We start from the raw sequence: 7,865 nt of genomic DNA, 5'->3' as shown, positions 1-7,865 counted from the left end.
TCATCAGCAAAAATAGGAAGAGATTTGGGTATTAGCGGCTAAGCAGGTGGGTAAAAACATACAATATCTGGAACCAAGGAAAAGGAACTTGTGACAAAGAAAAGTTTGATTTAAAGAAAGAGCTGGCAAGAGTAACGAGAGAAAGAGACATTTTAAAAAAAGCCCTGGGATATTTTGCAAACCAAAAAGAGTTTTTATAAAAGAACATGAAAATTGCTATAAAACACGGGAATTATGAAGGTTTTTGAACGTATCTGCTTGTATAGATGGATTACTCAGAAAAAAAACAATAAGAGAAGAGCTCATACAAAGAAAAGCATCACAATGCAGGTACGGAGCTCCTAAACTGAATTAAAGGCTTTAGGTAAAATCAAAACAATGTTATGCAGAAAAATGGCATTCAAGCTAAGCTTAGATGAAGGTTTAAAACCACAAATAGAGTTATAACATATTGAATCAGAATTTCACCACTGATCAACCAAACAAGATATGGGTTTAGGTACATAAAAACCAATGAAGGATGGTTGGCAATAATAGATTTAGTTGATAGGCATAGATATGGCTATTGATAGGCGCAAATCTGCTTATAGCGATCAAGGATCACAATACACCTCTAAAAATTAGAGATTTTTACTGAGTACAAAAAATATTATTTCTAGACAAAGGTTATTGTTATGATAATGCTGTTTCAGAGAGCTTTTTTAGTTCACTCATACTCATTGATACTTCACAACACTCTGCACAACACCGCAATATTTGAATATATAGAAATTTTTTATAATAAACAGCGTAGACATTCTACATTGCATTCCTGAACTTTTTATTTTCATAGCAAAAACTTCTTTACTTCCTCTCTACTTTTTCTGGGTAAGGTCAATAGTCAAAACGTTTAACGTAAGAACCACACAAGGTTACAAATGGTGAATCAGCATTGCCTTAAAGAGAGTACCCATATTTTCAGTTAACCTTAGAAATTCACTGAAGATCTTATTTTTTTGTTCATCACTTGCATTTTTCATCAAAGTTTGTGTTCTTTCTTTTATACCAAAAAGGTGTAAAAATTCTCTTTGAGTCAAAATCTCACAATTTACGTGCCTTAATGAATCTTTTAATGATTGAAAATTCACAAGTGCAGTGATGTCACTATTACCGACATTTTCAAGAAAATTAGTATACTTATGCTGTCTTATCGATTGTAGAGTGCTCTTGTATTCAGGATATACATAACCATAATCTATAATCAGGGCAGCTCCTCCATTATTGACTATCTTATTCTCAAGTTTCTTTAATATTACAATTCCAGCTGGACATATTTCTACCACTGCACCATTGAAAAGTTTTCCTTTTCCTATTTCAGTAATTGGCACTGAGCACTGAAGTAACAACGAAAGACAGCCATTATCCTGCTTTGTCACTCTGTTTTCATACCACTGTCCATCACGATAAACGAACTGGTCAATTGGAAGGGCGTCAAATAACTCATTTGCAAAAAAAATAGTTGGCTGATTTAGTAAGTTGTTGACATCTGTGTGCCAGTTAATATCTAATCCCTTTAATTTTTCCTTTTGTGTTTTCTGTAAAATAGGACTTATTTCAATTAGGTGAATGTCCATTGAGCTAAAAAAACAGCTATATTTTTTAGTGACTCTTATTACATCGTGAATGAGTGTTCCTTTACCTGGCCCAAGCTCAACTAGAGAAAATTTTGATGGCTTTCCTAGTTTTTCCCATGTATGCATTGTCCAAACTGCAATTATTTCACCAAACAATTGACTAATTTCAGATGCAGTAATGAAATCACCATCTTTGCCAAGTGGTAATTTATTCATGTAATAGCCGTACTCTTTATGATATAGAGCAGCGTTCATAAAATCACTGATGGATATTGATCCTTGGCTTTTATCAATTAATTCGTGTATATAAGTGAGCATATTATTAATAAATGTTTAACTATAGCGTGCCATAATATAAAATAGTGGAGTATTTATATATATAATATAAGTTTAAAAACGTATGAGTAGTAGTGCTTCGGTTATGGACAATCAAGATACGGATTATGTTACCCTTATACCTCAAGATGATGGTATCGAATATAGATTTAAAGAAGCTATCAATTTTGTAGAAAATAAGGTTGTAGGTGCTGATGGGTTAACTTTAGCAGAAATATTTCAAGTGCTAGTTCGAATGTTAAATGGTGATCTAGAATTAGTAAAAAAAGTGCTAGCATGTGCTAATATTATGGTAAAGCATGGAATGAGGGTAGCAAAAGAGTCACAATTGAGCAGAGCTGATGTTCATCGAGCTTTAGAAGGCAAAGAAGGTGTTTTCAATGGGCAAGATTTTATCAAAAAACCACCTCTTTCACCTGCGATGAGATCGGTCAAAAAGAAAAGTAGAGGTCTTTAAATGGCTGAGTCTATAAAAAAGTTTACTGTGCAGTGTGATTTCAAAGGGCAAAGTTCGCCTTTCGCAATATACATAGGAAATCCAAAGGGTGATACTCATCCAATTCACCATCAAGATTCCTGGCTTGCAAAGGAGCGTGGAGGAAACATACCTAATAAAGTCAAAGAAAGTCTGCAAAAATTATATAAGTTATCTCAAGAAAATGGAGTCTCTTTTTCAGAGTTATGTGCATATGCCATTACTGTAGTTAGTAATAATGATAAAAAAAATGACGGCAAGTAGTGAGATTCTCAATATTTCATTTATAGAAGTCTTTGATCTCGTCTTCTCGTCCACTTTTTTTACTATAACTGCACAATAGGTTGAGATATTATTTCTAGGTGGAGTAGATCCTGGTACAACTACGGAATAAGGTGGCACTTCACCATAAAATATCTTGCTTGTTTCTCTATCAATAATTTTTGTTGATGCCCCAATAAACACACCCATGCCAAGGACTGATCCTTCTCTTATTATAACACCTTCGGCTACCTCACTGCGCGCTCCAATAAAGCAATTATCCTCTATAATAACCGGAGAAGCTTGAATGGGCTCAAGAACTCCGCCTATTCCCACTCCACCGGAAATATGACAGTTTTTTCCTATTTGTGCACAACTACCAATTGTTGACCAGGTGTCTATCATTGTACCAGAATCAATATATGCACCAACGTTGATAAAGCTTGGCATTAGAACAACATTTTTACCTATGTGAGCAGATTGGCGGACAAAACACCCAGGGACTGCTCTAATTTTTGACTGGTAAAATTTCTCCTCATTCCATTCACTAAACTTGCTACCGATCTTGTCAAACCAGCAATTGGTATTGTCTATTATTTTGCTTTCTTCAGTGAGAAAATGTAATAATATTGCCTGCTTTATCCACTTATGTACTACCCATTCCCCACTTGATAATTTTTCTGCTACTCTAATTTTACCACTATCAAGTAACTCAATTACCTCTTTGATTATTAATCTTGCTGCTTTTTTTAGATTACAGTCGTTAAGTTTTTCTTTATCTTTCCAAATATTTTCTATCTCATCTTGTAATTTTTTAGTTGCAAATTTTTTATTTATTATATACATATTGATATCAAATTTATATTATTTTATACGTAAGCACTATGAAAATACAATGTCATAATTGTACTAAAACCTACTTAGTATCTCGTGAGCAAATAGGTTTTTCTGGAAGGAAGGTGAAATGTACGAACTGCAATCACATGTGGCATGAGTATCTAAAAGAAATGTCAGGCGAATTGTGCTCTGCTAACGCACAAGAAAAAAAAGCTAGCTGGAGACAAAGTTTAACTCTAGCTTTTGCAGTGGTTGCAGGATTATGCGTTATAATTGTTGGTGGTATCTTTCCAGGAGAGGTAAGTAAGATATATAAAACAGTTAGTGCATATAAAGATTCAATAGGCCATAAATTAGGGTACAAAAAGGTGCAAACGGAAAGCTCAAATGCGAGAGAACTTGTTGTCAATGAGTTTTATCAAGGTTACCTTTTCCTATCTAATTTTAGATCTAGTTGAATAGGCATAAGTCATCAATGTCATGCAAGTAGCTACCTTATTTCTCATTGTCGCGCACTGGAATGACGCCCTATGGTTGTTATGACATCGTTTACTATGTAACATTAGATTTGTTCCAGAAGCTTACATTTAGAAAACTTCTATAGATTTTTCCTGCTTCTGTGATATTATAAGCCTGTGATGATAAAATAAGTGAATATGGATAAGTTAGCGTATGAAATCATAGAGCATGAGTATGATGTGGTGATAGTAGGTGCAGGTGGAGCAGGGCTTAGAGCAACACTTGGAATGGCTGCAACTAATTTTTCGGTTGCCTGCATTTCTAAGATTTTCCCTACACGAAGTCATACAGTTGCAGCACAAGGCGGAATTAGTGCAGCTTTGAGCAATATTGCTGAAGATGATTGGCGCTGGCATGCGTATGACACAATAAAAGGTTCAGACTGGCTTGGCGATCAAGATGCAATAGAGTATATGTGTAAAAATGCTGCCAAAGCTGTTATCGAACTTGAAAATTTTGGCGTACCTTTTTCTCGTACGGAAGATGGCAAAATATACCAGCGTGCTTTTGGTGGAATGACAACTCACTTTGGTAAAGGAAAATCAGCTCAGCGTACTTGTGCAGCAGCAGACAAGACTGGGCATGCAATTCTTCACACTCTATATCAGCAATGTCTCAAATTCAACGCTGAGTTTTTTGTTGAATACTTTGTGATTGATTTAATTATGGATAGTGAAACAGGAGCATGCTGCGGAGTTCTTGCCTGGTCGCTGTGTGATGGAACATTACATAGATTTCGTGCACATTCGGTGGTAATAGCGACAGGTGGTTATGGACGTGTTTATTTTTCTGCAACAAGTGCACACACCTGCACAGGTGATGGTAATGGTATGGTGGTAAGAGCTGGATTGCCACTTGAAGATATGGAATTTGTGCAATTTCATCCAACAGGAATATATGGTTCAGGGTGCTTGATGACAGAAGGATGCCGCGGTGAAGGTGGATACCTCATTAATTCTCAGGGTGAAAGGTTTATGGAACGTTATGCACCAAAGGCAAAAGATTTGGCTTCTCGTGATGTGGTAAGTCGCGCAATAACAATTGAAATTAGAGAGGGGAGGGGAGTTGGGCCGAAGAAGGATTACATGCACTTGAATGTATCGCATCTTGATCCAGAAGTGATCAAACTCAGATTGCCAGGCATTAGTGAAACAGCAAAAACCTTTGCAGGAGTTGATGTTACTAAAGATCCGATACCTGTTGTTCCAACTGTTCACTACAATATGGGTGGTATTCCAACCAACTATCATGGAGAAGTGATTACACTGAAGAAAGGTAAGGAAGAAGTAGTGAATGGACTGTTTGCAATTGGAGAAGCGGCATGTGTTTCTGTACATGGTGCAAATCGACTTGGTTCTAACTCGCTTCTTGATCTTGTGGTTTTTGGTAGGGCTGCAGCGCTCAGAGCAAGAGAAAAATTGAAACCTGATACACCGCATAAAAAATTGCATTCAGACTGCACAGACTGGATAGTAGATAGATTTAATAAAATGCGATTTGCTTCTGGAGGGCTCAAAGTAGCAAAAATACGCAGTGAAATGCAGCACACTATGCAAAAATATGCATCAGTATTCCGTGTTGCTGAAGTTTTAGAAGAAGGTAAAAAAGCTATAAAAGAAGTAGCAAAAATGATGCCTAATATTGCAGTTGAAGATCGTAGTATGATATGGAATAGTGATTTGGTTGAAGCGTTGGAGCTTGCCAATATGATTCCACAAGCGGTTATTACCATGGAATGTGCAGCTAATCGCGAGGAAAGCAGAGGTGCTCATGCTCGTGAAGATTTTCCTGAGCGTGATGATAAAAACTGGATGAAGCATACTATGGCATGGTTTAAAGAAGAGAAAAGCCAAGTCAGTGTAGAAATTGACTATAAAAAAGTTGCTGAAAAAACTTTGAGCGATGAGATTGATTTTATCGCCCCGGAAAGGAGAATTTATTAGTCAACCCATCTGGTTTATTTATAAATTGACGTAGTATTGATACATAGCTCATTTGAGTAGCTGGGCTTTCTGTATGCTCCGATTGATTTGACGATCTTTGTACTTCTTGCTCTGCTGAGTTGTTAGCTAAATTTTGTTGTTCAGTAATATTTTCAGGTTGTTTTGCAGCTAGGTGATCATCTTTACGGCTTTGCTTATCGTTGGTTAATTCCTTAACAGACTTCCTAATGCCGCTAAGTCCCAAAGTGAATATCAGACAGACCACTCCTGTTATAGCTATGATGGGTAACGCTGCTCCAATTGCAATTTGTCCTTGAAAGCAAGAAAGTGTTACCATTGTAATAATAGTAGTTGCTACTGTGATTGCTAACAATACACTAGCTCTCCTGCCCGGATCAATGCATTTCCATACAGCAGATACTCCTTTTTTTACACCAGAACCTAGCTTTTTAATGCCTGATTGACATTTTTTCGAAGCAGTTCCACAGTGGTATTTTTCCTCAAGCTTCTCTTTTAGTTCTTTAGCTTTCTCCTGTGCTTTCTGTGGAGTACTTGAACAATCTTTTAGATCGCGTAAAGTTAAATAGTACTTTTTAGTATGGAATTCTGGATCTTCTAACCATAAAGAATCAGGGTTAGCACCGTTTTGTAATAATGCTGCACAAAACTTTGTTGTATTATCATAATTAGTTGCTAAATCAAAAATTGTTTCTTGCGATAGGTATTCGATACTTTTTTTTTCTGCTTTTTTCTTTAGTGCTAATTCTAGAGGTGTATTGCCTTGCCTGTTAGTTGCTTTTATAGCTTCATCTAATTTATCTTCAGATATTTTTCTTTCTTTTACTAAGGCTGATATTAATTTCAAGCATGTAACTTTTTGCTTCTCTCTCAGCAAGGCAATATGGTGTAAAGCATTATTGCCATTTGCATCTTTAAGGTTAATATCTGCTCCTTTTTTCAATAATTCCTTAAAAGATTTTTCATCTTTATCTTTGATTGCTAAATGTAGTTGATAATTATCATTACTATCTGGAGTATTTATGGTATGTGGTATAATTTCTTTAATTTTTGTTCTTATTTCTGATTTTAACTCAGGTTTCTTTACTGACTTTGCTAATTTTTCTAAGAAATCACAATAGTATGTCTTTTGCTCTTCTTTTAAGTATTGTAATTCTTTTGTAGATAATCCTAAATTGTCAGAGCTGGCTCCATACTCTAGCAATTTTGTAAGAAACTTAAGTGTGTTATCGTTATCTTGGATTGTGTGAGAATCATGTTTCCCTTTTATTATCTTGTTAATTAGTGCTACCTGAAAAGGAGTCTTTCCTTCTTGATTTTCACTATCAACAAGTTGTACTAAATTTTTCTCGTTAGCTATTTTTATCAAGGTATCTAGAAACTTAAGCTTTTGTTTCTTTTTGAGCGATGCAATAAGATGTAAAATATTATTTACTTTTTCATCTGTTATGCCACTGACATTTGTGCAATTTTTTAGATATTTTCTAAATTTTCTGTTATTTCCATTTTCGATTGCTTTTAGTAGTTGAGCATCGTTATCCGTTACTTCATTTACTTCATCTTCAAAATCGCTACCGTAGCCACTTTCTGACTCACTGTCCTTGCGATTTTTATTAGAATGACTTTTAGTGACTTCAGAAATTACTTGCTCTTTTGTTTCGTCTGATATTTTTTTCGATCGTTCTATTGCTTCACCTAGAACTGGAAGGAAGCATTGGACATAATACCTATAATATTTTTCTTGTTCTCTAAATGATTCTTCTAATTTTGTTAATACTTCAGGACTAGCACCTTCCTCAAATAATCTTTTGCACTCCTTGAGCGTTCCATCTCGACTTCTCGGTCTTTCACGCTTATGCTTTG

At 35.5% G+C, this 7,865-nt stretch carries 7 protein-coding genes and 2 pseudogenes; 6 read left to right on the top strand and 3 right to left on the bottom strand.

The genetic code is table 11. From position 1 onward, the window contains the following. Positions 1 to 661 precede the first annotated feature (661 nt). Positions 662 to 815: pseudogene (locus Wcon_RS13060) on the top strand (IS3 family transposase); the annotation flags it as partial. A gap of 96 nt (positions 816 to 911) precedes the next feature. On the opposite strand, the gene Wcon_RS06840 reads toward Wcon_RS13060, so the two are convergent. After that, on the bottom strand, positions 912 to 1,931 hold the full coding sequence (locus Wcon_RS06840; RefSeq protein WP_114517683.1) for a class I SAM-dependent methyltransferase: 1,020 nt from the start codon (positions 1,929 to 1,931) through the stop codon (positions 912 to 914). A gap of 82 nt (positions 1,932 to 2,013) precedes the next feature. Between Wcon_RS06840 and Wcon_RS06835 the strand changes: the two genes are divergently transcribed. Then, a complete protein-coding gene (locus Wcon_RS06835; RefSeq protein ID WP_179947498.1) occupies positions 2,014 to 2,406 on the top strand; it encodes a hypothetical protein in 393 nt (130 codons plus the stop codon). Beyond that, on the top strand, positions 2,407 to 2,688 hold the full coding sequence (locus Wcon_RS06830) for a DUF2610 domain-containing protein (RefSeq protein WP_114517681.1): 282 nt from the start codon (positions 2,407 to 2,409) through the stop codon (positions 2,686 to 2,688). Here Wcon_RS06830 and dapD read toward each other — a convergent pair. Then, a complete protein-coding gene (gene dapD / locus Wcon_RS06825; protein WP_237350093.1) occupies positions 2,629 to 3,531 on the bottom strand; it encodes a 2,3,4,5-tetrahydropyridine-2,6-dicarboxylate N-succinyltransferase in 903 nt (300 codons plus the stop codon). The two genes, Wcon_RS06830 and dapD, sit on opposite strands and share 60 nt — an antisense overlap. A 38-nt stretch (positions 3,532 to 3,569) precedes the next feature. Between dapD and Wcon_RS12545 the strand changes: the two are divergent. The 3 genes and pseudogenes from Wcon_RS12545 to sdhA all read left to right on the top strand — a co-directional run. Next, a pseudogene (locus tag Wcon_RS12545) lies at positions 3,570 to 3,665 on the top strand (zinc-ribbon domain-containing protein); the annotation flags it as partial. 27 nt (positions 3,666 to 3,692) lie between these two features. After that, positions 3,693 to 3,980 (top strand): hypothetical protein, encoded by a 288-nt coding sequence (locus tag Wcon_RS06820; protein WP_237350094.1) that lies wholly within the window; start codon positions 3,693 to 3,695, stop codon positions 3,978 to 3,980. A gap of 198 nt (positions 3,981 to 4,178) precedes the next feature. After that, the gene (gene sdhA / locus Wcon_RS06815; protein WP_114517679.1) at positions 4,179 to 5,984 is read left to right on the top strand and encodes a succinate dehydrogenase flavoprotein subunit; all 1,806 of its coding nucleotides are present in this window, start codon (positions 4,179 to 4,181) and stop codon (positions 5,982 to 5,984) included. On the opposite strand, the gene Wcon_RS06810 is transcribed toward sdhA, so the two are convergent. Next, on the bottom strand, positions 5,956 to 7,865 hold a 1,910-nt coding region (locus Wcon_RS06810; RefSeq protein WP_147269168.1), incomplete at its 5' end, for an ankyrin repeat domain-containing protein. The two genes, sdhA and Wcon_RS06810, sit on opposite strands and share 29 nt — an antisense overlap.

The organism is Wolbachia endosymbiont of Cylisticus convexus, assembly GCF_003344345.1.
Note: the sequence above shows the minus strand (reverse complement) of the source record. Positions and strands in the feature narration are given on the sequence as shown.

Coding starts and splice junctions, on each gene's coding strand:
- Wcon_RS06840 (WP_114517683.1), bottom strand. CDS start 1,931: ATGCTCACTTATATACACGAATTAATTGATAAAAGCCAAGGATCAATA.
- Wcon_RS06835 (WP_179947498.1), top strand. CDS start 2,014: ATGAGTAGTAGTGCTTCGGTTATGGACAATCAAGATACGGATTATGTT.
- Wcon_RS06830 (WP_114517681.1), top strand. CDS start 2,407: ATGGCTGAGTCTATAAAAAAGTTTACTGTGCAGTGTGATTTCAAAGGG.
- dapD (WP_237350093.1), bottom strand. CDS start 3,531: ATGTATATAATAAATAAAAAATTTGCAACTAAAAAATTACAAGATGAG.
- Wcon_RS06820 (WP_237350094.1), top strand. CDS start 3,693: ATGTCAGGCGAATTGTGCTCTGCTAACGCACAAGAAAAAAAAGCTAGC.
- sdhA (WP_114517679.1), top strand. CDS start 4,179: ATGGATAAGTTAGCGTATGAAATCATAGAGCATGAGTATGATGTGGTG.